The organism is Pseudomonas fluorescens NCIMB 11764 (assembly GCF_000293885.2).
GTDB lineage: Bacteria > Pseudomonadota > Gammaproteobacteria > Pseudomonadales > Pseudomonadaceae > Aquipseudomonas > Aquipseudomonas fluorescens_B.
On sequence record NZ_CP010945.1, the window covers coordinates 1,080,268 to 1,107,178 of the forward strand.

At 51.7% G+C, this 26,911-nt stretch carries 22 protein-coding genes; 11 read left to right on the forward strand and 11 right to left on the reverse strand.

All coding sequences use genetic code 11. The features are described from left to right. Positions 1 to 307: 307 nt before the first annotated feature. Both B723_RS05000 and B723_RS32835 read right to left on the reverse strand, forming a co-directional pair. Positions 308 to 1,570: a hypothetical protein gene (locus B723_RS05000; RefSeq protein WP_017341663.1), complete on the reverse strand. Its 1,263-nt coding sequence runs from the start codon at positions 1,568 to 1,570 to the stop codon at positions 308 to 310. Positions 1,571 to 1,572: 2 nt separating this feature from the next. Next, positions 1,573 to 1,770: a hypothetical protein gene (locus B723_RS32835; RefSeq protein ID WP_223272654.1), complete on the reverse strand. Its 198-nt coding sequence runs from the start codon at positions 1,768 to 1,770 to the stop codon at positions 1,573 to 1,575. On the opposite strand from B723_RS32835, the gene B723_RS05005 reads away from it, so the two are divergent. The 4 genes from B723_RS05005 (at position 1,739) to B723_RS05020 (ending at position 5,675) form a co-directional block, all read left to right on the forward strand. Then, on the forward strand, positions 1,739 to 3,514 hold the full coding sequence (locus B723_RS05005) for a heavy metal translocating P-type ATPase (RefSeq protein WP_017341664.1): 1,776 nt from the start codon (positions 1,739 to 1,741) through the stop codon (positions 3,512 to 3,514). The genes B723_RS32835 and B723_RS05005 overlap by 32 nt on opposite strands. A 90-nt stretch (positions 3,515 to 3,604) precedes the next feature. Next, on the forward strand, positions 3,605 to 3,991 hold the full coding sequence (locus B723_RS33965; protein ID WP_235992763.1) for a zf-TFIIB domain-containing protein: 387 nt from the start codon (positions 3,605 to 3,607) through the stop codon (positions 3,989 to 3,991). A 181-nt stretch (positions 3,992 to 4,172) separates the two neighbouring features. After that, positions 4,173 to 5,087 (forward strand): cation diffusion facilitator family transporter, encoded by a 915-nt coding sequence (locus B723_RS05015; RefSeq protein WP_017341666.1) that lies wholly within the window; start codon positions 4,173 to 4,175, stop codon positions 5,085 to 5,087. 72 nt (positions 5,088 to 5,159) lie between these two features. After that, positions 5,160 to 5,675 (forward strand): ATP-dependent zinc protease family protein, encoded by a 516-nt coding sequence (locus B723_RS05020; protein ID WP_031319194.1) that lies wholly within the window; start codon positions 5,160 to 5,162, stop codon positions 5,673 to 5,675. Between the two features lie 247 nt (positions 5,676 to 5,922). On the opposite strand, the gene B723_RS05025 is transcribed toward B723_RS05020, so the two are convergent. Next, positions 5,923 to 7,623, reverse strand: coding sequence for a phosphoethanolamine transferase (locus B723_RS05025; protein ID WP_017341668.1), 1,701 nt, complete (start codon positions 7,621 to 7,623; stop codon positions 5,923 to 5,925). A 194-nt stretch (positions 7,624 to 7,817) separates the two neighbouring features. Next, a complete protein-coding gene (locus B723_RS32840; protein ID WP_130205470.1) occupies positions 7,818 to 8,126 on the reverse strand; it encodes a hypothetical protein in 309 nt (102 codons plus the stop codon). 774 nt (positions 8,127 to 8,900) lie between these two features. Here B723_RS32840 and B723_RS05030 point away from each other — a divergent pair. Further along, positions 8,901 to 9,578: a heavy metal response regulator transcription factor gene (locus B723_RS05030; protein WP_017341670.1), complete on the forward strand. Its 678-nt coding sequence runs from the start codon at positions 8,901 to 8,903 to the stop codon at positions 9,576 to 9,578. Positions 9,579 to 9,891: 313 nt separating this feature from the next. Continuing rightward, on the forward strand, positions 9,892 to 10,191 hold the full coding sequence (locus tag B723_RS31935) for a DUF2790 domain-containing protein (RefSeq protein WP_031319196.1): 300 nt from the start codon (positions 9,892 to 9,894) through the stop codon (positions 10,189 to 10,191). A 41-nt stretch (positions 10,192 to 10,232) separates the two neighbouring features. On the opposite strand, the gene B723_RS05035 is transcribed toward B723_RS31935, so the two are convergent. From B723_RS05035 to B723_RS05050, 4 genes are all read right to left on the reverse strand, one after another. Continuing rightward, positions 10,233 to 11,645, reverse strand: a complete 1,413-nt coding sequence (locus B723_RS05035) for a heavy metal sensor histidine kinase (protein ID WP_017341672.1) — start codon at positions 11,643 to 11,645, stop codon at positions 10,233 to 10,235. Further along, positions 11,642 to 12,316, reverse strand: coding sequence for a heavy metal response regulator transcription factor (locus B723_RS05040; protein WP_017341673.1), 675 nt, complete (start codon positions 12,314 to 12,316; stop codon positions 11,642 to 11,644). Before B723_RS05040 ends, B723_RS05035 begins: the two co-directional genes overlap by 4 nt. 513 nt (positions 12,317 to 12,829) lie before the next feature. Continuing rightward, complete coding sequence (locus B723_RS05045) at positions 12,830 to 14,227, reverse strand: heavy metal sensor histidine kinase (RefSeq protein WP_017341674.1); 1,398 nt, start codon at positions 14,225 to 14,227, stop codon at positions 12,830 to 12,832. Further along, entirely contained in the window at positions 14,224 to 14,898 is a 675-nt protein-coding gene (locus B723_RS05050) for a heavy metal response regulator transcription factor (protein WP_017341675.1), read from the reverse strand. The genes B723_RS05045 and B723_RS05050 overlap by 4 nt, the downstream gene beginning before the upstream one ends. Positions 14,899 to 15,264: 366 nt before the next feature. On the opposite strand from B723_RS05050, the gene B723_RS05055 reads away from it, so the two are divergent. The 5 genes from B723_RS05055 (at position 15,265) to B723_RS05075 (ending at position 21,891) form a co-directional block, all read left to right on the forward strand. Further along, entirely contained in the window at positions 15,265 to 16,551 is a 1,287-nt protein-coding gene (locus tag B723_RS05055; RefSeq protein WP_017341676.1) for a TolC family protein, read from the forward strand. An 88-nt stretch (positions 16,552 to 16,639) separates the two neighbouring features. Further along, entirely contained in the window at positions 16,640 to 17,875 is a 1,236-nt protein-coding gene (locus tag B723_RS05060; protein ID WP_017341677.1) for an efflux RND transporter periplasmic adaptor subunit, read from the forward strand. Positions 17,876 to 17,901: 26 nt separating this feature from the next. Continuing rightward, the gene (locus B723_RS05065; protein ID WP_017341678.1) at positions 17,902 to 21,075 is read left to right on the forward strand and encodes a CusA/CzcA family heavy metal efflux RND transporter; all 3,174 of its coding nucleotides are present in this window, start codon (positions 17,902 to 17,904) and stop codon (positions 21,073 to 21,075) included. Positions 21,076 to 21,218: 143 nt separating this feature from the next. Further along, the gene (locus B723_RS05070; protein ID WP_017341679.1) at positions 21,219 to 21,416 is read left to right on the forward strand and encodes a co-regulatory protein PtrA N-terminal domain-containing protein; all 198 of its coding nucleotides are present in this window, start codon (positions 21,219 to 21,221) and stop codon (positions 21,414 to 21,416) included. A gap of 142 nt (positions 21,417 to 21,558) precedes the next feature. After that, positions 21,559 to 21,891, forward strand: coding sequence for a DUF2790 domain-containing protein (locus B723_RS05075; RefSeq protein WP_017341680.1), 333 nt, complete (start codon positions 21,559 to 21,561; stop codon positions 21,889 to 21,891). 163 nt (positions 21,892 to 22,054) lie between these two features. Here the strand turns inward: B723_RS05075 and B723_RS05080 are convergent, their stop codons facing one another. The 3 genes from B723_RS05080 to B723_RS05090 all read right to left on the reverse strand — a co-directional run bounded on the left by B723_RS05080 (position 22,055) and on the right by B723_RS05090 (position 26,824). After that, complete coding sequence (locus tag B723_RS05080; RefSeq protein WP_031319199.1) at positions 22,055 to 22,957, reverse strand: group II intron maturase-specific domain-containing protein; 903 nt, start codon at positions 22,955 to 22,957, stop codon at positions 22,055 to 22,057. Positions 22,958 to 23,473: 516 nt separating this feature from the next. Then, positions 23,474 to 24,766, reverse strand: a complete 1,293-nt coding sequence (ltrA, locus tag B723_RS05085; protein WP_017341082.1) for a group II intron reverse transcriptase/maturase — start codon at positions 24,764 to 24,766, stop codon at positions 23,474 to 23,476. Positions 24,767 to 25,498: 732 nt separating this feature from the next. Next, entirely contained in the window at positions 25,499 to 26,824 is a 1,326-nt protein-coding gene (locus tag B723_RS05090) for an OprD family porin (RefSeq protein ID WP_017341682.1), read from the reverse strand. Positions 26,825 to 26,911 lie beyond the last annotated feature (87 nt).

Consider the following 26,911-nt stretch of genomic DNA (forward strand, 5'->3'; position numbering starts at 1 on the left):
TAGTGTTCACTTACTTCTGACTAGAGGATAACCAGTGATGCCTTTCAGAAAGCTGCCGCGAATATTACATATGCGTAAGGTGTTCCACAGTACACGTGAGCTCGACTATTAGAAATTTAACTTATTGGCGGAGTAGGCTGAATACGTCAGATAAGGCATTAGGGACCAACTCGAGCTCCTCATGAAGCACCCAAGATTTTTATTAAAGATACATCTCCTCTATATCATTGACAGCTGCTTGGACTGCTCCAGATGGATGAGTCGTTTGAGCGCAGTAAGATGAGACGAAGAACGTGTTAAAAAAGCCTCATGGGCTGAGAATATTAGGGGCTACGTTGAGTACCGAAAACACCATCGCTAGGATAGCCTTTAACAGCCATAAGAAATCGTCCCAGTATTTTATCGCGGCTAGCAGCAAAGCACCGACGATTGGAAGCAGGGACAACCCCTTCAGCAACCGAAAGGTCCTGGTGAGGGTTCGGCCTTGCTTGTCGACTTGATCGATGGTGATCCTGAGCAGCCCCTGAAGTTTAGGGGGATATGTTTTTATCTTGTCCTTGAAATCATCGAAAATGACATTGAAGCTGTGTAGGAGGCGCTCCGTTTGCAGCATTTGGTTGTGAAGGATTGCAAGCAGAACCACAGAAACCACTGCCAACCCAAGGACAAGGATAAAACCTTCGAATCTTGAGGTTGTTTTCTCCAGCACGACCAAACCCGCTAGCGATATCGGCAGGGCGAGCATCTTGCCGGCGATGTCGCCCAGCACCCCGCTAAGCTTGGTGCCATAGTCGATTTCAGCTTGGGCCACCTCGCGCCGGGCCCGCTCAAACGAGAAGCTATAGACGTAGGTTTGCAGATTCGCGCGGTATGTGGCGAGGACCTCCCGCCACTCCCGCACGATCACCAAGAACAGATTGGGCTCGCTCTCAAACTTCTCTATGACGCTAGCCACCGCCATCCGAATCATTAATTTTCGTTCGGAGAGGTGTGCCTTATTTTCGTTTTTTCGATTGAGTATTTCTTCCAACAAGCTCAGGTGATTGAGCTCATAGTCAAGTACCTTGGCGTCAACCTGAGTAGGCAACAGAAATGTTCTCGGCGGCTTAGCCCCATCAGGAGGCAAGGCAAAGAAAAGATTAAAACCATCTTGGCTGCTGTCTTTGTCGACACCGATCGCTAGCAGTGCAAGCAGCTCGATCAACCGACATACGCGCCTGAGCGCCTTAATCGTCGGAGGTTCGGTGTCATCACTATCTGCCCAACAGAGCTCAACAATGTACACGTTGCTCGGAAATTGGCCCTTGCCCAATGAGCCATTGCGAGCGACAAACTCGCCTAGGTTCGCGTAGAAACGGCCAGACTCGTTCGATGGCAAGCGAAACTCAATATCGAGAGAGTCTGCTTCTTCAGAGCAATGCTCGAACTTGCCATAGGCTGCGGGCAGGCCATCGCACATTCGCAACGTACCGATAATGTCGGGCGTTGGCATCCCCTCATAGCGGATGACTCCGTCCTCAATGGGGGGCGCTCCAATGGCGCGGTAGAGAGCTACCACATTAGAAAACATTCTTAGCCGACCCTGGCCAGCAGTTCTTTCTCGATCACACCAACCAGTTCGGCAGTCAGATTGGACAGTGTCAAATTTTTCCGTCCCTCATCATAATAAACGTCTGCGGCCGGATCCTTACCTAACGCTCCACGCTCGAATTGCAACGACCAGTTAGCCGCGTCCCCCTTGATACGGGTCTTTGTTGCCGCTCTTTCCATTCTTAGCGCTGGCTTGCCTACCCTAAAAAAGGGTTGGATTGCGATTAAGAACTTTACTCTGAACATTTATTTTCTGATGTCGCTGGCTGTCGTTGGTGCTCTCGTCATTGGTAAGTGGCCTGAAGCTGCGATGGTGGTTTTCCTCTTCGCTATTGCTGAAGCTATCGAAGCACTTTCTTTGGAGCGAGCGCGTAACGCGATCAAGTCGCTAACTGCGTTGGCGCCGGAAACCGCCGAAGTAATGATTGACGGTGCCTGGAAAGATCAGCCCGTGGCGAGTGTGTTACTCGGTAGTCGTATTCGGGTTCGTACAGGTTCGCGAGTACCGTTGGATGCCAGCGTCGAGTCTGGTCGCGCTGCGCTTGATCAGGCCCCAATTACTGGCGAAAGCCTTCCAGTTGATAAGCAGGTCGGTGACCCGCTTTACGCAGGCAGTATCGTTACCGACGGAGTGGTTGAAGCGACTGTGACGGCCGTAGCAGGAGAAAGCACTCTTGCTCGTATCGCTGCGGCCATACAAGACGCGCAAGCTCAACGAGCCCCTACTCAACGGTTTGTAGATCAGTTTGCACGTTATTACACCCCGGCTGTAGTGGTTCTTGCCCTGTTGGTTGCTGCGTTAGGCCCCGTTCTGTTCGCTGGTACCTGGGGCGATTGGCTCTATCAGGCGCTGGTCCTCCTAGTCATCGCCTGCCCGTGTGCTTTGGTAGTTTCAACGCCAATTACCGTTGTCAGTGGACTTGCCGCGGCTGCCAAACATGGCATTTTGATTAAGGGCGGTGCATACCTCGAAAGCGGGCGACTTCTTAAAGTTGTGGCACTCGACAAAACCGGAACTTTGACCCAAGGCAAGCCGGTACTGACTGATACCGAGCCGTTTGGTGATCTACCCATCGAAATGGCTTTGAAGATCGCTGCGAGTCTCGACGACCACAGCACGCACCCAGTGGCAAAGGCGTTGGTCAACGGCTGGAAATTACAGCAACCAGACGTCGCTCCCTTTTCGGTTGAGGACTTCGGTGTACTCAACGGTCGTGGTGTCAAAGGCGTTATTGATGGTCAATTATGGCACTTGGGCAACCACCGCTTGGTTGAGGAGTTAGGTCTGTGTTCGCCTGCGCTTGAAGCCCGATTGTCGTTGCTCGAAAACGCAGGAAAAACAGTAATCGTGCTTTGCGCCGCCAGAGGTCCGGTGGCGATTTTTGCTGTGGCGGACACAGTAAGACCTGAAAGCATTGCAGCCGTAACTGCTCTGAAAGCATTGAATGTCGTACCGGTGATGCTCACGGGCGACAATCCTGCAACGGCCAAGTCCATCGCCGCGCAGCTCGGTATACAGGATGCACGCGGAAACTTGATGCCGGAGGATAAACAAGTCGCCGTCGCGGAACTCAAACGCCGCTTTGGTACTGTTGGCATGGTGGGCGATGGTGTGAACGATGCTCCAGCATTGGCGCAAGCCGACATTGGTTTTGCGATGGGGGCCGCAGGGACTGCCACAGCCCTTGAAACGGCTGATGTCGCCATCATGGATGACGACCCACGCAAGATTGCTGATTTTATTAGCCTGAGTCGTCGATGTGCCTCTGTTTTGAAGCAAAACATCGGACTGGCCTTGGGTATCAAAGTTGTATTTTTGGCGCTTGCATTGTCCGGCCACGCTACGTTGTGGATGGCTGTTTTCGCCGATATGGGAGCGAGCCTGCTGGTCGTATTCAACGGACTGCGGCTACTGCGTCGGTGATACGAAAGCTGCGACTTCGTCTTCAATTACATGCCCACACAAGGAAATCAAATCATGCAATGTCCGATCTGCAAAGATACTGCCCTCGTAATGACTGAGCGCCAAAGCATCGAAATTGATTATTGCCCTCAATGCCGTGGCGTTTGGCTCGACCGAGGTGAACTCGACAAGATCATCGAGCGCAGCCAACAACAGGAGGCCGTTAGGTTTCTTCCACAGAACCCAATTCCACCCGTACAGAATGCTCCTCCAGCAGTACAACCCGGTTACAGCCAGCATGGAGATAGCCAAGCTCATGGAGATCAGCGAGGAAGTCACGGTGGCGGTTGGAGAGAAGGTGGCCATCAGAGCAGTCATCAGAGCGGCCATCAAAGTCATGGTGGACATCAAAACCAGAGTGGGCATCAAAACCAGAGTGGGCATCAGGGGCAACAGTCGTACCGCAAAAAATCATTTTTGCAGGAGATGTTCGATTAAGGCTGCGATTTCGCGCTTTGATCGGGATATACCTCGAACCAGCACCAATTCTGAAATAGGGTGTTTCATGAGATGGAACCGTTTTGGGTATTAGCTGGTCTTTATATCCTGCAATCGACTCGTAGCAAGGGTGCTACCTGGGTGGTTGGAGTTTCAGCAAGCGGCGTTTGAGGAAAAGGTTATGAGTTCAGGACACAGTCACGGCCAAGTACGCGCCGGTCACGAAAAGTTGCTGTGGATCGCACTCACCCTGACGACAAGCTTTATGGTCGCGGAGGTCATTGGAGCTTTTGTCACCGGCAGCCTGGCCTTATTATCCGACGCGGCCCACATGCTGACGGACGTTGCGGCTTTGGCGATATCCTTGGTCGCTATTCATATAGCCAAGCGCTCTGCGGATAGGAAGCGGACCTTCGGGTACGCACGATTTGAAATACTTGCAGCCACCTTCAATGCGGTCTTGCTGTTTTTAGTCGCTATATACATCGTTTATGAAGCGTATCTGCGACTTAAAGTCCCGGCGGAAATCCAGTCGACTGGCATGTTGGTCATTGCGGTGTTCGGGCTCATCGTCAACCTTGTTTCAATGCGCCTACTGAGTGCTGCCAGTGGGGAAAGCCTCAATGTGAAGGGCGCTTATTTAGAGGTCTGGAGCGATATGGTGGGGTCTATTGGCGTCATCATCGCAGCTCTTTTGATCCGTTTCACCGGCTGGACTTGGGTTGATTCACTTGTCGCGGCTGGCATCGGGTTCTGGGTGCTGCCCAGGACTTGGTCATTGCTCAAGGAAAGCATGAACATATTGCTGCAAGGGGTTCCAGAGGGCATCGATATTGAAAAGGTAGAGGCAACGCTTTATGGCATTGAGGGGGTCAAGAATATCCACGATTTGCATATCTGGGCTTTGACCAGTGGTAAAAGTGTTATGAGCGTCCATCTTGTCGCTGACTCGGCTTCCCGCAGCGAGCAAGCTATCTTGGCTGAAGTAACCAGCCTTATGAGTGATAAGTTCCACATCAGCCATACTACCGTCCAAATGGAAGGATCTGATTTTCACGATCAACTGGCTGACGATCATGAGGGTATGGTCCACTAACTGAGTCGTGGTATTTATTTAAGCTGGATGAACGTTTATACGTCGCGATACAGATCAAAAGGGTCGATTAAAATGGTCAGAAATATTTTAAGTTATTCTGGGCTGGCTTTGTTTTTGGCTTTTGTTGCGCAGCCAGCTTTTTCAACACCTGCTAATCCAGAAAGGGTATACGGGTGGATTGAGGAAGGAATACTTTTGCCAGAAAATATTGCTGTGAAAGTAAAGTTAGATACAGGTGCTCTTACATCCTCGATGGATGCGAAAGACTTAGAACGATTCCGTAAAAATGGAGAGGAATGGGTTCGTTTCAACGTTAAAGTAAAAGACACAAAAACTAAGAAGGTGAGTAACGCACTCTTCGAGCGACGCGTCGAAAGAAATGTAAAGGTTCGAGGCGCCGGTGGCGCTGAACATCGTCCAGTAGTCATGATGACGATGTGCATAGGTGATAAAATTTATAAGGAAGAGTTTTCACTGAGGGATCGAGGCGACATGAACTACCCCGTATTGATTGGTCGCAAAACTTTGGGGGTCTTGGGGGCGGTCGATGTTTCACGCACATTCACTAACGAACCAAACTGTAATTAAACACCTGAGTTATACATTTTATCTATACGTGCAAGGTGAATGTATTGAGAAAATAGCTCGGCAGAATTTTGCAGCTTTTTTGATGCTTGATGTGGCCGACTAAATAGTCTTAAAAAAAGCTCACCCGGATGCTGATTTTTAGGAAGAGTTAGAAGTGGCGCCATGCAACGATTAGTAGTTGCATGGCTTCTAATCAAAGTATGCTCATACTATAGGGTCATTTTAGATCTTTCTCGCGCAGCTCCACTTATTTCGGTGTTTTCATTGATTGACGCTCAAATGTCTGCGCGAGCTTTAACGGTGTTGACGCTTTGGACTGACAGGTACTGAACAGATCAAGCTCGGGGCGATATGATGTAGTTTGAATACCCATCAACCCCAATATAGAATGGAATAAGTTATCATGGGACAGTGATACTCCGCGTTGTTCCTTCAGGCATTGAGGATCTAGGTTTTGACGCGACTGCATATCTTTGGAGATCCAGAGTACCATGGGGATACTAGTCTGCTCGCTGGGAGCCATGGCATAAGGAAGTCCATGCAAGTAAAGCCCATTCTCGCCGAGGGACTCACCGTGATCAGAGACATAAAGCATCGCCGTATCAAAACGTTCAGCGTTACGCTTTAGCAGGTCGATCGTTTGCCCAAGTACGTAGTCCGTATAACTGAGACTGTTATCATAGGCACTGACAATGCTTTCGCGCGTACAACGTTCGAGTTGGTTATTATTGCAAACGGGCCCGAATCGTTCGAACGCTGGTGGATAGCGTTTCGAGTAGGATGGGCCGTGACTGCCTTTCATGTGTAGCACCACGATTGAGTCCCGCTGCTGTTTATCCAAGTAGGCTTGTAAATCTTGCAATAAGACTTCGTCGTAACACTCGTCGGCTCTACATAATCCCAGCGTTTTTTGATTGTTCAATTTTTCATTTGGTACTCGGTCGCAAATGCCTTTGCAACCCGAGTTATTGTCTCTCCAAAGGACCGATACTCCGGCCCGCTGCAAAACGTCTAATAGTCCTTCTCTACGCAGCGCCATACCGTCTTTGTAGCCTTCTTTACCCACATCCAGGAACATGCAGGGTAAGGAAACGGCCGTAGCTGTTCCACATGAGCTGACATTGGTAAAACTTAAGACGCCACGCCTGGCCAATTCCGGATTGGTATCCCGGGTATAGCCATTGAGGGAGAAGTTAGCGGACCTAGCGGTTTCACCCACCATAAGTACCGTTAGCCGTGGTTTGCGTACACCAGCAGTAGCTTCTTCACGGCGGGCATCAGCACCAATGGTTTTTAATTCGGTGGGAACTGCTAGCTGGCGACGCGTATACCCATGGATTGCCGAAACCACATTCGACGGAACCAACATCAATCGGAGTTCGCGATGGTTACGCATCAGCGATGCATAGGATTGATAAAGCGTAAATACGATGACCGCCAAGCAGGTGAGCGCTACCGCCACACCCATCAATCGATGAGCAAGTGCGCGGGACCACGATCGTTGGATCAAACGGACTCGGGTAATAATCAACCCCGGTATAACACCAAAGCCCAGCATCCACAGCAGTAGTTCCCAGTTCAGCAGGTCCGTGGCCTCGGACCTGTCCGTCTGCATCACATTCGTTAGCATGCTGTAATCAATTACTATGCCATAGCTATTCATAAAGTAACTCGTTGCTGCCGCAACCAGCAGCACGATAGCTAACACAGGTTTTATCAAGCGTCCCCAGGCCATCACGCTGAGCAATACGTATAGCCAAATCAACACGAACCAAGGCAGGCTAAGCACGAATATGGTGTTTCCGTCCTGTAGGCCTCCCACGCCTTGCCAGACAGCTCGCCAAAATGGCCAGTTACTAAACAATAGAAGCCAGGTTGAAACTGCAAGAATTAACTGATTACTACCGAGGGTGATTTCCCAACTGCGAATTGGTACTTTGTTATTCATGGGTACTCCGGAATATCTCGACGTATCCAGGCGCGAACTGCCACCGGAGTGTCACTACGTTTTAGGTAAGAAAAAATCGCCAATGGCGCGGTGCAACTCGTGGATGCACCAGTGACCCTGAACGTTCTCGTCAGCTAGTTGGCGATCTGCGACTAGCCAAACCGCCAGACACCCCAAACTGATGAAAATCTTTTTCATGAGGTGCCCCCCCAAGTAAGCGACGTGGCTGTAGATCTGCTCGATTCGTCCTTGAACACCAGTAGTTGTGCTGAAGCGAAATACTGGGTGCGGGGCCGCGTAGACTTTGTTGCTCTGTTGGCCGTCGAGCGCTTGTCTACAGCGAGGCGGATTTCGTACCGCAGGCGTAGCTTGGTGACGTTGTGCAGATCACGAGACTGATAGGTGCGGCTGGCCGCCGACGAAATACTTTTTAGTTTGCGGCCGAAGGACAAAATCGGTGTTGAAGCGTCCACCAGGGTCAACCGCTTCCGGATGCTGGTCATCCTCGTTCCGCCAGACATTGCGAACTCTGAACTGAAATCAGACCTTGCTGTGCACGCATGACGCACACTTTCGGCGTCCGACGGAGCTTTACGTTGGTGGTGTTCGAATTTTCGCGGAAGGCTTTGGCATCCATTAGTACTGGATTAGGGATCAAATCAGTCTGTTGGTGCCCCGTTTGGACAGTTTGGATATCCCACTGGACATCTACGGGGCTTGGGTTATTGAGTAATGCGGTTTGGGGTTTTGTCCTAGCCTCGACGTGGGCTTCCTGTCGCGACGCCGTCATCAACGACGAAACACGAGACAGTGGACCTGCCGCCCACAACATTTTTCTAATGCGAGATCGCATAACGAGATTTACGCCCCCAAAGCGCATTGTTTCTTTGTTCACTAATAAATATTTGATGGTCTAAAAAAACTGCGGGCATCGATTTCAGGTGTCTGGATTCGATCAGAAGTCGCCCCGTCCGCAGGATCCTATGACGCGTAGATTTTTTGCACACTCAATGTACTGTTGAGCAGTTATCAGAAGGATGACTGAAGAATTACAAATTTGTTATAAGCCCATCTGCTGCGGACAATTAGTCTAAGATCTATTTAGTGTGGAGGTTTGTATGTTTTACGTCGATTGCGTAGCGGAGCCTCGATAATGCGTGATAAATTCTTACTGACTAAAATCGATCAATGCAAATATGTTGGAATGGGTTGGTGAGTGAAGTTATCTGTGCGCGTATAAGGAAGTTTTATTATTTAGTATCGAGATTTTATGAAAAATGCGTATTTTGATAATAGAAGACGAGCTGAAAACCGCCCATTATTTACATCAGGGGCTGACTGAAAGCGGATTCGTCGTTGATTGCGTCGCCAGCGGAATCGATGGCTTACGCTTAGTATCCCAACAGGCTTATGATCTTGTAGTGCTCGACGCGAACCTACCGCAACGTGACGATTGGGGTCTACTTGTAAGCATTCGCAAGGTCATTATTGCGCCTATCATGATACTTACCGTTAAAGGTAGTCTGGAGGACAAAATCAAAGGGTTCGACCTAGGCGCCGACGATTACATGGTCAAACCAATTGAGTTTCCAGAACTGTTGGCCCGAGTACGTACTCTGATGCGTCGCACTGAATTGTCGGCATTGCCCGATGTGCTGTGTGTCGGCGACCTGGAACTCGATCTGGGCAGACACCGTACCTGTCGCGCCAAGCAGCGGATTGAACTGACCAACAAGGAGTTCGCCTTGCTACACCTCTTGATGCGCCAGACTGGTACGACGCTGTCACGCAAGCAAATCATGTCCTCTGTCTGGGGGCTGAATGCTGATTGCGACACCAATGTTGTTGAAGTAGCAATGAGAAGGCTTCGGGCTAAGATTGATGACCCTTTTGACAAGAAGCTAATCCATACCTTGCGTGGTGCTGGATATGTTCTCGAAACGCGTGATCAATGAGCCCTCTTAATCCTTCGAATTTTGAAATTGTGTGAAATAATCGACATTCAATTTAAATTCAGAATGCACAAATATTTGCTCTAATAGTCAGTTTTATAGGATTCCCCAATGGCTCCTGGGTGGGACGGTACTGCGCCTGGCTGATTTTGATACCTCACTAAGCTTTTGAGGCTAACGGGTGGAAATTACAAATAAGTAATTTTTCTAAAATGAGTCAGAAAGGTTTATCTCGTTAAACTTACGTAAGTTTAACAGCTTTGTAACCACTTCAAAGAGACTCTGCGATGAGCGCTTAAAATTAAGTGCTGTTGCGCTGACGCTATCATTGTCTTCGATAACATTCGCTGAAAGCCGTGGTGATCGCAACGACAACGCCATGGAAGCAAATCAGAAAAAAAAGGCAGCCTACGCAGCCCAAAAAGGCAAGACAGCTCCGGAAGTTCAGAAATATCGTGATGGAATGAAGCTTGATATCGCAAAAGTGGTGAGTACGACCCCACCAATTCGCTCTTGCAACATTGTACCTTTTCGAATGACCTATGAGGACTCAGCTGGAAAGCTTCACACTATTGAATACCAAATTATGGGTGTGTGTCGTAACACGCACGAATGAACGGATGACGTGAATAAGGGCTGTTTTTTCAATGGTTGGTGTCACCAGCTGGCTTGTCCATGGATGTTTGGAAAACCGAGCTTGAAGATCGTGATATTACCGGGGGAGCTTTTAGCCTCTGCCACTCCCTGATGCAGACTCATGATCGATTTCACAATGGCCAAACCAAGCCCGGTACTGCCTTCAGTGCGAGAATGATGGGTGTCGACTCGATAAAAGCGATCGAATAAGTGCGGCAGATGTTGAGGTTCAATACCTGCGCCTGGGTTGGCTACAAGTAGCGAGACTTCTGTGGCATGGACTTCGATGGTGATTGAGATGGCTTGGCCTGCTGGACAATGGCGTATTGCGTTGGACATCAGGTTGGAAATTGCCCGCTGAATCATCAGCCGATCACCAATGGTCGACCCACTGCCCGTAACGCTCAAGCTGACATGTTTCTCTTCCGCCGACAGGGAAAACAGATCGATGACCTTCGAGGCTTCATCCTCCAGCGCAATGGTCTCAAACGGGACCAGCGCAGCGGGATTACTGACCTGCGCTAGGAAAAGCATGTCCGAGACAATCCGGGTTACGCGCCCAAGCTCTTCGGTGGAGGACTCCAAGACTGCTTTGTACTCCTCAATAGGCCGCTCCCGGGACAGCGTCACCTGGGCCTTGCCCATCAGGTTGGCAATGGGCGATCGCAGTTCGTGGGCCAGGTCATCGGAGAACTGCGACAACTGCTGAACATCGCTGTCGAGTCGGTGCAGCATAAAGTTGATGCCACGGGCCAGTTCACTGAGCTCCTGTGGCATCTTGACCACCGAGAGTCGGTGACTGAGGTCCTGAGCAGAGATCATGGCGGCCACCTTGCGAAACTCCTGCAGCGGCGCGAGCTCCCGTTTTACCACTGCCCAGGCACTGATGCCGATAAGAAGCAGCAGCAGTGGCAACGCTATGATCGTCGAGCTTAGATATGTGCTGAGCAGCGCTTCATTGTTGACGCAATCAATCGACAGCAATACGGCGATATTCGTACCGTTCGGTAAGCGGATAAGTCTGGACGCAGTCAGGAAGTGCCGGCCCTGATCATCGATGCTTGGGGAGTACGACACATTGACGGTGGCAGACCCTGCCGCCTTCAACTCCACCCTGGGGTCCTTCAAGCCAGAGCCGGACTTTAAGAGCGGCGTCCTCATATTCTTCAGGTCATAAATGGTAAGGTTCAGGTTGTCATGCCCCATCACCTGATCCAGCAATACGTGCGGTTTGATTTTGATGTCGACAGGTTTTTCATACAGCGAAAGACTGTGCTCGATTTGCCGCATTTTCTCGCTCAGGCTGTCTTTTGACAGTTTATCTAACTCATGCGTTAGCGCGATGAATGCAAGAACCGCCAGAAATAACACCAACAATGCGCCCAGGATACTCACCGCTAAACCCAACCGCGTCGACAGGCTTGCCGACTTCATTCCCGGGCCTCCAGCACGTAGCCAACGCCGCGCAGGGTATGGATTAGCTTGTTGTCAAAAGGATCATCAATTTTGGCCCTCAGGCGGCGGATGGAAACCTCGACCACATTGGTGTCGCAGTCGAAGTTCATGTCCCAGACCAATGAAATGATCTGGGTACGGGAAAGCACCTCACCCGACTGACGCATCAACAGGTGCAGCAAGGCAAACTCCTTGGTCGTCAGGTCGATGCGCTGTTCGCCCCGGAAGGCCCGATGGCGGCCCTGGTCGAGTTCCAGGTCAGCGACCTTCAAGACCTGCGGGACGGGAACGTGTTCGCTGCGACGCATCAAGGTTCGTACCCGGGCCAGCAGTTCTGGAAACTCGAATGGCTTGACCAGATAGTCATCAGCCCCCAGGTCGAGGCCGCGGATCTTGTCCGCCAGGCGCCCGCGAGCGGTCAGCATCATGACCCGGGTGTTACTGCTTTGGCGCAGTTGCTCAAGTACACCCCAGCCATCAAGTTGTGGTAGATCGACGTCAAGTATTACCAAGTCGTAGGTTTGTTGACGCGCAAGGTGAAGTCCATCCGTGCCATTCACCGCCCGATCTACTATATAGCCGCTTTCAGTCAAACCCTGATGCAGGTATTCGGCAGTTTTAAGCTCATCCTCAACTACAAGCATTCGCATGGTAGTGCCGCCCTATGTAATATGAATTGAATAATGAAATTTCGAAGTTTACTTAAATGCCCGACTAAGAAATGATGTAGAACTATTCGATCATAAAGATCTCAAAACCGCGCATTGCTCAAGTGTCCAGTATCAAGCCTGAAGCTGCTACAGGGTCAACAGGAGGAAGAGCTTTTACAATAAAAGTATTTGCGACCATATGTCGCAGGTGTGTTAAAGCGCGGTTCTCTTACATTTATTTCAGTCTGAAGCCAAGCTCCGCTCGGCTGATATCTATAGGCAATCGTTTCGAAGTGTTACGGTACAGGCAGTCAATTTAATGCCGCACGCGTTGGGGAGGAGTGGCAGGATGTACCAAGGGGAGTTGATCTCGCTTTGTTATGTGCAAATATCCCACCCTATCTATGCTCTAAGGATTTCGGAGTCGCACTCTTAGGTTGTTTTCTATTTGTTTTGATTTTAGTTAAAGTCTTACTAAAAACACTTCCCCGATTTGTGGTCTATTAGTTTACTTTACGCATTATATTTTGGAAATGTAAGTCGAAAGACTGTCGGATGACCCGACATACTTTTGACCTCTGCCGTTCCTTGGTGAAGACTCATGATGGATCGGACAATGGCCAACCCTAATCCAGTACCACCTTCAGCTCGTGAGCGACTGTTATCTACACGATAGAAACGATCGAAAATATGGAACAAGTGCTGGTGCTCAATTCCTACCCCAGGATTACTTATTGATAGTGAGACTTTTTCAGTTTGCGTTTCAATCGCTATAGCAATGGACTGCCCTGCTGGGCAGTGACGAATGGCATTTGATAAAAGATTGGAAATAGCCCGTTGAATCATGAGTCGATCACCTAAAACTTTGCCCCATCCGCTGACAGTTATACCAACGCTCTTTTCCTCAGCCGATAGAGAAAAAAGGTCGATGACTTTTAGCGCTTCATCCTCTAGTAAAATGCTTTCAAACGGCACGAGTGCAGCCGGATGACTTACTTGGGCCAAGAAAAGCATGTCTGAAACAATTCTGGTGATTCGTCCTAGTTCCTCGGTGCATGACTCTAAAACAGCCTTGTACTCTTTTGCCGGGCGTTCTCGAGAAAGTGTTACCTGAGCTTTCCCCATAAGGTTCGTAATCGGTGACCGCAGCTCATGCGCCAAGTCATCAGAAAATTGCGATAGTTGTTGAACTCCGCCGTCAAGACGGTGCAGCATGAAGTTTATACCGTGAGCAAGCTCACTGAGTTCTTGGGGCATCTTGACAACTGAGAGTCGATGACTTAAATCCTGGGCCGACACCATTGCTGCAACTTTCCGGAATTCCCGGAGGGGGGATAAGCCTCGTTGCACAATAGCCCAGGCGCTGAAACCAATCAGAATCAGCAACAGTGGAACCGCTACAATGGTCGAACTCAGGTAGGCGCTCAATAGCGTTTCATCATTCGAGCGATCAATAGACAGTAGGACCGATACGAACTCACCATCCTTTAATTTCATGAGCTTAGAGGCGGTGAGGATGTGGATTCCGGACTCTTCGGCTGGGGAGTAGTACGACAGCTTATTACTGGCGGCTGTTCCGGCTTGATTCGTAGATACTTCAGGTATATCTGCTCCAAAACTCAGCAGAGGTTCACTCATGTTGTCATCATCAAAGATGGTCAGGTTAAGATTGTCGTGTCCCAGCACTTGATCTAATAGCACGTGTGGTTTTAAACTCATGTCACGGGTACTGATATCCATCAGTAGACTGTGCTCAATCTGACTCATCTTCTTCTCTAAGCTATTTTTTGCGCGCGAATCAAGTTCGTGAGTAAGCGCTAAAAAAGCTAGTATCGCTAACAGCACTACTAGTACCGCTCCCATAATGCTAACTGTCAACCCCAGCCGCATCGATAGGCTGACCGGTTTCATTTCCTCGCCTCCAATACATAGCCTACGCCACGAAGGGTATGTATTAATTTTGTTTCAAATGGATCATCTATTTTTGCTCTCAATCTTCGTATCGAAACTTCGACAACGTTTGTGTCGCAGTCAAAGTTCATATCCCACACTAAAGAGATAATTTGAGTGCGAGATAACACCTCTCCTGATTGACGCATCAACAGATGAAGCAGCGCGAACTCCTTTGTCGTCAGATCTATGCGTTGCTTTCCGCGGAATGCGCGATGTCTGCCTTGATCAAGTTCAAGGTCAGCGACTTTTAATACCTCTGGAACTGGAACATGTTCGCTGCGACGCATTAAAGTGCGTACTCTTGCAAGCAACTCAGGGAATTCAAATGGCTTGACCAGGTAATCATCGGCTCCCAAATCCAATCCTTTGATTTTGTCTGCCAGACGCCCTCTTGCAGTCAGCATCATTACCCGAGTGCTACTAGTCTGCCGAATATTTTCAAGAACGTCCCAACCGTCAATTTCAGGTAGATTTACGTCTAGTATTACCAGATCATAAGCTTGCTGACGTGCTAGATGGAGTCCATCAGCCCCGGTCGATGCGCAGTCTACAATATAGCCACTTTCAGTCAGGCCTTGATGTAAGTACTCAGCAGTCTTCAGCTCGTCCTCTATCACAAGGATTCGCATAGGATTTCACCCTCTGGTAAATGTATCGGAATGATTGGATGCTCGTTAAACATGGTTTAAGGGCTTTATTAATCTGTATAAATGTTTCGATTCTGGCTACATCTTTAATTTTCTTCGCAATATGGTCTTTTTAAAGCTTTGCAAGGTTCGTCATGTTTCCTTGACCTCCTAAAGTACTAGGTTCGGCTCCCTTTTTTTGTTTCGGGTTGTTTCTTGGTGCGAGCACTTGTTGACTTCATCCTAATGCATTAATTGAGGTTTTTCCGCTGGATAACGTATTTGTAATTTTTCAGTCACCTTGTTGATAGGTGCGGAGAATTACATTTGCCTCATGGGAAATTCTTTTTGTTTTAAAGGTTTTAAGGAATGATGGAATTACTTCGGCGTAGAAAGTTTATTGCTCACCCAATCACGCATAAGACCATGCTAAGAGCAGGTCTCATTTCGATCCTTGCGCTTTTGACTAGTCCTTTGTTTGCGGCGACCGCTCAAATGCTAACAATGGATCAGGCGCTTGAAACCGCTTTTGCCAATAACCCTGATCTGGCGGCCGCTCAATGGGAGACTGGTATTGCTCAGGGAGAGCGACAGCAGGCAGGGTTGATCCCTAACCCTGAGGTTTCCTGGGAGGCTGAAGATACTCGGCGAAACTCGCGCACTACGACGGTAATGATCAACCAGCCGATCGAGCTTGGCGGTAAGCGCGGGGCTAGGATCGAGGTGGCCAGTCGAGCTCAAGACGCGGCCGGTATTGAATTGGACCGCAAACGCAATGTTCTGCGTGCCGATGTCATTCAGGCGTTTTACAGCTCCTCGACGGCTCAGCAAAGGCTGCTGTTATCACGTCAATCACTTGAGCTCGCCGAGCGCGGTTTGCGTGTAGCTCAAGGTCGCATCAAGAGTGGTAAATCCTCACCCGTTGAAGGTACTCGCGCAGAGGTTCAGCTATCAGAAGTGCGTCTGGAGCTGAGGCGGGCTGAGCGGGATGAGGCCAGTGCCTACCAGCGACTCGCTCAGGTCATGGGCGCGCCTTTGCCTGCATTCGTGTCTGTGGGTGATCCAGGCCGGTCGATGCCAACCGTACCGGATTCGTCACTGCTGCTTAATCGCATAGGTGAAACCGCGGAACTACGATTGGCAAAACTGCAAATAGATCAGCGGGAAGCCTCCCTTGGCCTGGAGAAGGCTCAGCGAATTCCCGACCTCACCGTGAGTATCGGGAGCCAATACGACGAGCGCGAGCGCGAGCGGGTGAATGTCGTGGGGCTGTCTATGCCCATCCCATTGTTTAACCGTAACCAGGGCAACGTACTAGCCGCTGCCCGCCGTACCGATCAAGCCCGCGACCTTCGTAACGCCAGTGAGTTACGCCTGCGCACAGAAATCCAGACCACCCTGGATCAGTGGATGACGGCTAACACTGAAGTCGCGTCGTTCAATCAAACCATCCTGCCTGCCGCGAAAAGTGCCGTCGACACCGCTACCCGAGGTTTCGAAATGGGCAAGTTTAACTTCCTCGACGTACTCGATGCTCAGCGCACCTTGATTAGCGCCCGCACGCAATACATCCAGGCTATCGCCGAGGCGACAGACGCCTGGGTGCGCATCGAGCGAATTTTCGGAGATGTCGCCCTTCTCACTCGCACTCCGTGAATTTCATATAACGCTTTTTTTACCGCTGCTCAGCATCGCAATACCACGGTAATCCGTGACTGCCGACTGGGCTGCGCAGGGAGTTTCCATGGATAAAAAACTAATTCTCGTCACTGCACTGACCTTGACGTTGGGTATAGGCATCGGCTCGTTGTGGATGGGCAGCCCATCGGTGCCCTCAGCCGAGGCTCAGGCTCAGGCTCAGGCTCAGGAGGGCAAAGGCCATGACGATCACGGCGATGAAACTACTGGCAAAAAATCAGCCGAGGGCGAACACGCCGAAGGCGAAGCGGAAGAAGGTCACTTGACTCTGAGCGAAGAGCAGATCAGCTCAGCCGGCATCCAGTTGGTCGAAGCCAAGGCGCAGAGTATTAGCCTTTCATTGCCCTTTCCTGGAGAAATCCGTTTTGATGAAGACCGCACTGCACATGTGGTGCCCCGTGTACCCGGTGTCGTCGAGTCGGTCCATGTCAATCTTGGTCAACCGGTGAAAAAAGGCCAGTTGCTGGCCGTGATCGCCAGCCAACAAATTTCTGATCAGCGTAGTGAACAAGCCGCGGCGCAACGTCGTCTTGAGTTGGCCCGTACTACCTACGAGCGAGAGCGACAGTTATGGCAGGACAAAATCTCTGCCGAACAGGATTTCCTGCAAGCCCGCCAGGCTTTGCAAGAAGCCGAAATCGCCCTCAGCAATGCTCGACAAAAAATCAGCGTACTCAGTGGCAGCTCGGTCACCAGCGGGGGTAACCGATATGAATTGCGTGCGCCGTTTGACGGGGTTGTCGTTGAGAAACACTTGGGCCTCGGTGAGGTTGTCAGCGAAACCACTAATGCCTTCACCCTCTCCGACTTGTCGCGTGTGTGGGTGACCTTTGGTGTCTCGCCAAAGGATTTAAACAAGGTACTGGTGGGCAAGTCGGTCACGGTCAGTGCGTCGGAACTGAATGCCGAAGTCACTGGAACCGTGGCCTATGTCGGCAGTTTGTTGGGCGAGCAAACTCGTACAGCCACGGTCCGCGTGACCTTGGCCAATCCACAAGGTGCATGGCGTCCCGGGCTATTCGTGACCGTGCAGGTTGACACTGATACTCGGCAAACAAAGGTCGCAGTACCAGAAGCGGCTATCCAGACGGTCGAGGACACGCAAACTGTTTTCGTTCGAACGGACGACGGGTTTAAAGCTCAGCCAGTGGAGACAGGTGGCCGTTCGGCGGGTCTGGTCGAGATCACGGAGGGCCTGGAGCCCGGTGTTCAAGTCGCCGCTGCCGGCAGTTTCATTCTGAAATCAGAACTGGGTAAAGCCTCGGCTGAACACGCCCACTGATCCGCCACTTCCACGAGAAGGTTCTCATGTTCGAACGCCTGATCCAATTTGCCATCGAGCAGCGCATCATCGTGCTGCTCGCGGTTCTCCTCATGGCCGGCCTCGGTATAGCCAGCTACCAGAAGCTGCCGATCGACGCCGTTCCCGATATCACCAACGTCCAGGTGCAAATCAACACAGGGGCAGCAGGTTTTTCACCACTGGAAACCGAGCAGCGCATCACGTTTCCCATCGAAACTGCAATGGCTGGTTTGCCGGCTCTAGAACAAACTCGCTCGCTGTCACGCTCGGGTTTGTCGCAAGTCACAGTGATCTTCAAGGAAGGCACTGACCTGTTCTTCGCCCGACAATTGGTCAACGAACGGTTGCAGGTGGCCAAGGAGCAACTACCCGAGGGGGTGGAAGCCGTCATGGGGCCGATCTCAACCGGTCTGGGTGAAATTTTCCTGTGGACGGTCGAGGCTGAAGAAGGTGCCGTCAAGGAGGACGGCAGTCCCTATACGCCGACCGACCTGAGGGTGATCCAAGACTGGATCATCAAGCCTCAGCTGCGCAATGTTCCCGGGGTCGCCGAAATCAATACCATTGGCGGGTTCGCCAAGGAGTACCAGATTGCGCCCGATCCAAAACGCTTGGCGGCTTACAAGCTTACGCTGACTGACCTTGTTACAGCGCTGGAGCGCAACAACGCCAACGTCGGTGCCGGTTACATCGAGCACAGTGGCGAACAGTTACTGATTCGCGCACCTGGCCAAGTAGCGACCACCGAAGATATCGCCAATATCGTCATGGCCAACGTCGACGGTACGCCCATCCGTGTCAAGAACGTCGCAACCGTGGACATCGGCCGTGAATTGCGCACGGGGGCAGCGACCGAAAACGGTCGTGAAGTGGTGCTCGGCACAGTGTTCATGCTGATCGGTGAGAATAGCCGCACCGTGGCCCAAGCCGTTGCTAGCAAGCTTGAGCAAATCAACCGCTCACTGCCAAAAGGGGTGGTGGCAGTCACCGTCTATGACCGTACCAATTTGGTGGACAAGGCAATTGCCACCGTTAAGAAGAACTTGATTGAAGGTGCGATCCTGGTGATCGCGATTCTGTTCCTGTTCCTTGGCAACATTCGCGCGGCTCTGATTACTGCCATGGTGATCCCGCTCGCGATGCTATTCACATTCACTGGCATGTTTACCAACAAGGTCAGCGCCAACCTGATGAGCCTCGGAGCGTTGGACTTTGGCATCATCGTTGATGGCGCGGTGGTCATTGTCGAAAACGCCATCCGTCGTCTGGCCCATGCACAGCAACACCACGGACGCATCCTCACCCGCTCCGAACGCTTTCACGAAGTGTTCGCGGCGGCCAAGGAAGCACGCCGACCGCTGATTTTCGGCCAGTTGATCATCATGGTCGTGTACCTACCGATTTTTGCCCTCACCGGCGTCGAAGGAAAAATGTTTCATCCGATGGCGTTTACTGTGGTGATTGCCTTGCTCGGCGCGATGCTGTTGTCGGTGACCTTTGTCCCGGCGGCGATTGCGATGTTCGTCACCGGTAAGGTCAAGGAAGAAGAGAACATCATCATGCGTAGCGCCCGTCGGGTGTATGCGCCAGCGCTAGAATGGGTCATGGGCCATCGATCAATGGCATTCGCCATAGCACTAGCCGTTATCGCGGTGTGCGGTGTGGTCGCCAGTCGAATGGGCAGCGAGTTTGTGCCGAGCCTCAGTGAAGGGGATTTCGCGTTGCAAGCACTGCGTGTACCAGGTACCAGCCTGACGCAATCGGTAGAAATGCAGCAACGTCTGGAAAGACTTGTGTTAGCAAAGGTACCGGAGGTCAAGCGGATGTTTGCTCGTACTGGTACAGCAGAAATTGCCTCAGACCCAATGCCACCAAACATCTCTGACAGCTACGTGATGCTCAAGCCGAAGAATCAATGGCCTGATCCGAATAAATCCAGGGAGGCGTTGATAGCCGATATCCAAAAAGCTACAGCCGCCATGCCCGGAAGCAACTATGAGCTTTCTCAGCCTATTCAATTGCGTTTTAACGAGCTGATTTCAGGCGTACGCAGTGATGTGGCAGTGAAGGTCTTCGGTGATGACATGGCGGTGCTTAACAGCACCGCTGCAAAAATTGCCGCGTCCATGCAGAAGATCAATGGTGCCTCCGAGGTCAAAGTCGAGCAAACGTCGGGACTGCCGGTACTGACCATCAACATCGACCGTGACAAAGCCGCCCGTTACGGACTGAACGTTGGCGACGTACAAGACACCATTGCGGTGGCGGTCGGTGGTCGTCAAGCCGGTACGATGTATGAGGGAGACCGCCGATTCGACATGGTGGTGCGTTTATCCGACGCCATGCGTAAGGATCTCGAGGGATTGTCCACACTGCTAATCCCGGTACCGGCGCTGCTTAACACCAATGCCGATCAGATCGGGTTTATTGCTCTTTCAGAGGTGGCTAGCCTCGATCTAGTGTTGGGACCTAACCAGGTCAGTCGTGAAAACGGCAAACGTCTGGTGATCGTCAGCGCCAACGTGCGTGGGCGTGATATCGGCTCATTTGTACAGGAGGCCAGTAGCGCCATTGATAAAGAAGTGCAGATCCCGGCCGGTTACTGGACCAACTGGGGAGGACAGTTCGAGCAGCTCCAATCCGCTGCCAAGCGACTACAGATTGTAGTCCCGGTGGCCCTGCTCTTGGTGTTCGCACTCTTGTTCATGATGTTCAACAACCTCAAGGATGGCCTATTGGTGTTCACCGGTATTCCATTCGCGTTGACGGGGGGAGTCATGGCTTTATGGCTCCGAGACATCCCGCTGTCGATCTCGGCAGGTGTTGGTTTCATCGCGTTGTCGGGCGTGGCGGTGCTGAATGGTCTGGTGATGATTGCGTTCATCCGCAATCTTCGGGAGGAAGGACATTCGTTGAGTTCCGCAATCAATGAAGGGGCTCTTACCCGGTTGCGCCCAGTGTTGATGACAGCTCTGGTGGCCTCTCTTGGCTTTATTCCGATGGCACTGGCCACCGGAACGGGGGCAGAGGTCCAGAGACCCCTGGCTACCGTGGTGATCGGGGGCATCCTATCCTCAACTGCGTTGACCCTGCTGATATTGCCTGCGCTTTATCAATGGGCGCACCGCCGAGACGAGGAAGAAGCCGAAGACGAAGACGATAAAATAGAAGCCGTATAATTCTTTAGTTTTAAAAGCCCACTATCGAGATTCGATAGTGGGCTTTTTTATGTGAGCTACATAACGAATCTGTAATCTTGGCGCCACCGTGTTGATAGGTTCGAATTGATACCCTACTAGCGTTAACTATATGAGGTGTCAGTATGAAAATTGCTCAAATCTGCGCTCTTGCGGGTGCTTTAATCCTTTCTTCAGTTGCTTTAGCCGAAGGTGGGGGGGACAGAACCTTCGAAAAAATGATGGCGGCGCGAGATGTGGCAATGGAGGCATATGTTGCTAGAGAAGGGAAGAGCGTTCCCGTGGTTTCAAGTGATGCTAAAGATGAGACAGGTAAAATGTAGTAGTACTGCGTATAAAAAACCGCTTCCGGTTTCCGGCGGCGGTTTTTTTTACGGCTTTATTACACATTCGTAACCTAGCCGCCACGCCATCGCAATGTTCGAATTGATATCCTTGTAACAGTTAATATATGAGGTACTAAATATGAAGTTCATGAGTATTATTACTTTCGCTGGAGCTCTGACGTTATCCTCTCTCGTACTGGCGGAAGGGGGAGGAGACAAAGCCTTTGAAAAGATGATGGTGGCGAATGCTAAAGCCATGGAGCAGTATGCAATTAGCCAGGGGAAAAGCGCCCCTGTGTCGAAAGAATACGAGTACGGGATGAAGGTGGATGTTGTGAAGGTTATCAGTGTGGTGCGGCCTGCAAAAGTCTGCGCAGTGGTGCCCGCCGCAATGACCTATGAAGATTCAAAAGGACAGCTAAATACAATTAGGTACACTGTGGCTGGAGAGTGTCGTAAACGAGGCGGCTAGCAGCTATGCTGCTGTCAGAGGGATTTATAACGCTCGATTAACCTCAACACTTAGAGGTATCGGGCGTTTTTTATATGCTCGTGTTTTAACGGATCGAGTAGGAGGCGGATTTACATCCGCCGTCCTCTCACACCACCGTACGTACGGATCCGTATACGGCGGTTCAAGCTATGCGGCTAAGCCGGTTTATCGTATCCAGTACCGAGACCAACCCAAGTTGATCCCATAGCTTCTTCGGCAGCGCCTGATTCATATGAGATGCTCCCGAGCTCCACCATGGGCCTCGGCCATTGAAGGCTGATTTGCAGGTGCGAGCTTCGCTAAGCCCCAGGCGCATCAAGTTACGTGCCCTCGTTGAGGGCCGCTTCCATTGACGCCAGACGACGCAGCGAAGTTTGCGTCGTACCCAGCCGTCAATTTCCTCAAGTGGCCGTTTGCTCTGACTGAGCTTGAAATAGCCTGCCCACCCGCGCAGCACAGGGTTTATTCGTTCGATGACATTCGCCATCTTGTGGCCCCGCGCCCCGCGCAGCAGGTCTCTTAACCGGTCGTGCAAGCGACCCAGACTCATCGTCGCCACTCTCAGCCTCGGTTGCTGATGCCAGCTCATCCCATAACCCAGATAGTCGCAGACCCAAGGCCGTGCTACGTGGCTCTTTTCCCGGTTCAGCGTCAGTTTCAGGCGCTGATTCAGGAAACGCTCAACACCGGCCATCACCCGCGTGCCAGCTCGCTGACTGCGCACATAGATGTTCGCGTCGTCGGCATAACGCACGAAGCGATGGCCTCGCCGTTCCAGTTCGCGGTCGAGTTCGTTGAGCAGGATGTTCGACAGCAACGGCGAGAGCGGGCCGCCTTGATACGCACGCCTAAGGTTGGCCGGTACAAGCACCTGCTCCATCAGCGTGTCCGGCTCCGCGTTCGTCCACGTCACAGACGCCGCCGATACCTGTGCGCTGTCAGCCGTCATCCTCGGATACTGTCCGGGACTCGGAGTAACAGTCTTCTCTTGGAGAAATTTCTGCATTTCGGTATTCAACGAGACTTTGACGCCTACTGGCGGCATAACTTGTTCGGCCCTTGGTGACGGGTTTATTCGCCACTTACTACGGCCTCGGCTGACTTCTGCACGTTCATCCCGTCGCCTCTCGACGCTCGGTAGCACTGTGGCAAACGTGCAGATCTCCCAGGGTAATTCGCGCGACCTTCCTGCTTATGCCTGTCGGATCTACGTCGCAGCGTCCCGTGCAAGTATTGGGCTTTAGGGAAACACGCCCCTTTACCCCGCTGCGCCGCCTCTATCCGCTTGCTGTTCGTCAGGCCAGCATTTTGCCTCGGGCTTCCTTCAGATTCGCGGTCACCCGCGACACCCTTGCCTCTGGCTAACACTTCCCCTTGCCGGGTGTGTAGAGGACTTTCACCTCCAAGTCACCAGCGAGGCCACACAGCCAAGCTGGTTGCGCTTGCGCGCAACGCGCCATGCCTGGCGCACGCATCGGCATAGGGGACGGCCTTCATAGGCCGCTCCCCTGCCACACCACCCGGCATGCGGGTCCGCACCGGGCGGTTCGAGAGATTGAGGTTATGAGAGGCGCGCCAATCCCAGCCTGTCGAACCACGCAATATTCAGCACACGATTCAACTCAAAACGGCTATTACGCCACCAGCGATGAGAGTTACTGGCCACCCTCTGCGCCACCTGCTGGCTCGCCCCCAGTGTCCGCAGCTCTCGATAGATCGTAGGGCCACGCTTCCACTGCCTGAGCTGGATCGCTCTCAGTCGATGTCGTATCCATTCGTCCAGCTTGCGCCAGACTGCCGGTGTTTGCGACAACGTGAAGTAGGCTTTCCAGCCCAAAAGATAAGGCCGAAGATTATCTGCGACCTGTTGCAAGCTACGCCCGCAGGAGCGCCGGGTAAGCCAGCGGATACGCTGCTTGAACTGTTTCTGCGCCTTATAAGAGACCGCGCGCTTGACTTCACTTCGGGCTGACCACAACTCATAGCCCAGAAACTTGCGACCAAACGCGCTCGTCACTGCACTCTTGCTCTCGTTGACGCTCAAGTGCAGCTTTTCGTACAGCCGCCTCAGCAGGGCCATTACCCGCTGCCCCGCCTTCTGACTGCGCACATACACGTTCGCATCGTCGGCATAGCGCACGAAACAATGGCCTCGGCGTTCAAGCTCCCGATCCACTTCGTCCAGCAGCACGTTCGCCAACAACGGCGACAGTGGGCCGCCTTGCGGCGCCCCGCAGCGGCTTTTCTCGACCACGCCATTGATCAGCGTTCCCGCATCCAGATAGGCGCGAATCAGCCGGATAACCGCCTGATCCGTAATCCGTTTGCGCAAACGATCCATCAAGATGTCGTGATCGACCCGGTCGAAGAACTTCTCCAGATCAACATCCACCACCACTTTACGTCCTGAAGAGGCATAGCGCTGAGCCGCTAAAACGGCGTCCTGCGCACAGCGTCCCGGACGGAAGCCGTAGCTGTGTTCACTGAAGGTCGGATCGAGTAATGGCTGCAAGGCTTGCAGCAACGCTTGTTGGATCAAACGGTCGGTGACCGTTGGGATACCCAACTCGCGTTGACCGCCGTCAGGTTTGGGAATGACCACACGCCGTACCGGACTGGGCCGGTAGACTCCTGAAAGAAGCTGTTCACGAATCCCCGCCCATTGGGTCAGCAGGTACTCGGCCGTCTGATCAATATCCAGACCGTCGACTCCCGCTGCACCTTTGTTGGCCTTGACCCGTTTCCACGCCCGTTTCAGGTTTTCTCTCGCAAAGGCCCGTTCCAGCAGCCCTTGTCCTGCGTTATCGGGTTCATTTTGCGGGCGATTGACCTCGTCGCTGACAGGATTTCTCACGGTTTCACCGCTCGTTATCTCCGTCCGCCCCGCGTTTGGCAGGCATCTGACTTCCGGTCTTTCGCATCAACATGGCCTATGACGCTTTCTCTCGTTCGGCCCTTCGTCAAAAAAAAGACTACTACGGCCTCTGCTGACTTCTCGCTCCGACTCGCGCCGTCGCCCTTTCAGGCACAAGGCGAGATCTCCCCAGGTAAGAACGCAATCCTTCACCGCACAACCGCCGGATTTACGCTGCCTGACCCTTGACCACAAGAGCTTCGCGGTTTTATGCCCGCTCGCCCTGGTCGGCTTCGCCTTGTATCCGGTTCTTGTACATCGGCTCGCGGTTTCGATTCACGCTTCCTCCCCACACTCGGTCGCCCTCATGCAGTTGCGCTTCACTTCGTTCGCTGTGGTCAGCTTACGGCGGGACTTTCACCCACAAGATTGCGCCCATGCTGGGCGCACATAAAAAAGACGTCCCGAGGGACGTCTTAAAAATTCACCTTTTTCCAAAGGAGCTTCTAAAGGTGAGCTTGGAGCTTTAACTGAACAGCAATGAGTTTCAGATTTTCACAGACTAGCTACTTGTCTATAGGAATCCAACCAGATGCGCTAGCTAGGTTCCTATTAACTCCCACTCACTATAAGCAATTTAAGTTAACGTGGAGATGATTGAAAAATTACATTTTTGAAATCTTTCTATCGAAAACGGGATATTCGTCAAGAACGAATCATCCCGTTCAGGTATTACAGAATCGCTAGTGGGTACTCAACAATCACACGGACTTCATCCAAATCCGATTCAAATGCGGTTGCACGGGTGTTCGCTTGCCGCAAGCGGAAAGACATATCTTTCAAGGAACCTGTCTGAACGACGTATTTTACTTCGATGTCGCGCTCCCAACGTTTCTGATCGGTCAACGGGTTCCCGTCCGCATCGCGCCGCATGTATGTTGCGTTAGCGTTGGAGTAGTCAGCGTCGGTGCCACGACCATAACGTGTCATAAACGACAAGCCGGGTACGCCATACGAGCTCATGTCGAGGTCGTAACGAACCATCCATGAACGTTCTTTTGGCGAGTTGAAGTCGCTGTACTGGATTGAGTTGTCGAGAAAGATGGAATCCGACTGACGCAGATAGTCGAAGTCGTCGTTACCATTATTTCGCTGGTGAGAAAGTGCAAGTGAGTGCGCACCATACTTCACGCCAATTTTAGCGCTCCAAATATTGTTGTCGAACTCGCCCAGCAGTTTTTTCCCTTCGTCAACTGCCTTATAGTAATTCACACCGCCGAATACGGAAAGCTCATCAGACAAGGAGTAGTTCAACCCGGTGCCAGCATAGTATTGATTCCAGGCGTCTTTGAGACGGCTGGAGTAAAGACTAACGATGACATTCTTGTTCACAGTGTAGTCGCCACCGAAATAGCCGACCCAAGGCGAATTAACGGGGCCCGCATAGAAGGTCGCGAAATTGTCGCGCATATTGCTGGAGACTGGTTGACTCATAGCATGCAGGCGACCACCCTGAACAGTCAGTCCTTCGATGCTGGTATTGGTCGCGGTCACACCCCGGAAACTTTCCGGTAGAAGCCTTGAGTCGCCAGACGCCACGACAGGGTTGGCGGGAAATACATCACCGACTTTCACCACAGTGTCAAAAGCGCGAACTTTGGCCGCGCCACCGACTTTCGTGTATTCATCTCGAGCTTCGCCGTCACCGTTGACAGGTAGTACATCGAACGAGCTACGACCGCCATTACGACCGTCACCCGTATCAAGCTTCAACCCGATCATCGCGAAAGCATCGACACCCACGCCAACAGTGCCTTGAGTAAATCCGGATTCGAACTTACTGATAATCGCATGCGACCAGGCTTCGGAGTAGCCATTGCCCGTGGGGCTTGATTGACCGTTACGATGATCACGATTGAAGTAGAAATTTCGATTGAGCACGGTAAGGCTGCTGTCTTCGATAAACCCCCCAGTCTTTTCCTCCGCAAACACTATAGAAGGCCCAGAACTGACAACCAACGCCAAAGCGGCCATCGAAAATTTCGTATTGTTATCCATTAATCACTCCTTAGGTTCGGCAGAACTAGAAAGCTCTTCGGCTGGAATTATTGTTTACGGGAGCAGTTTCTGCCCCCGTATCGTCGC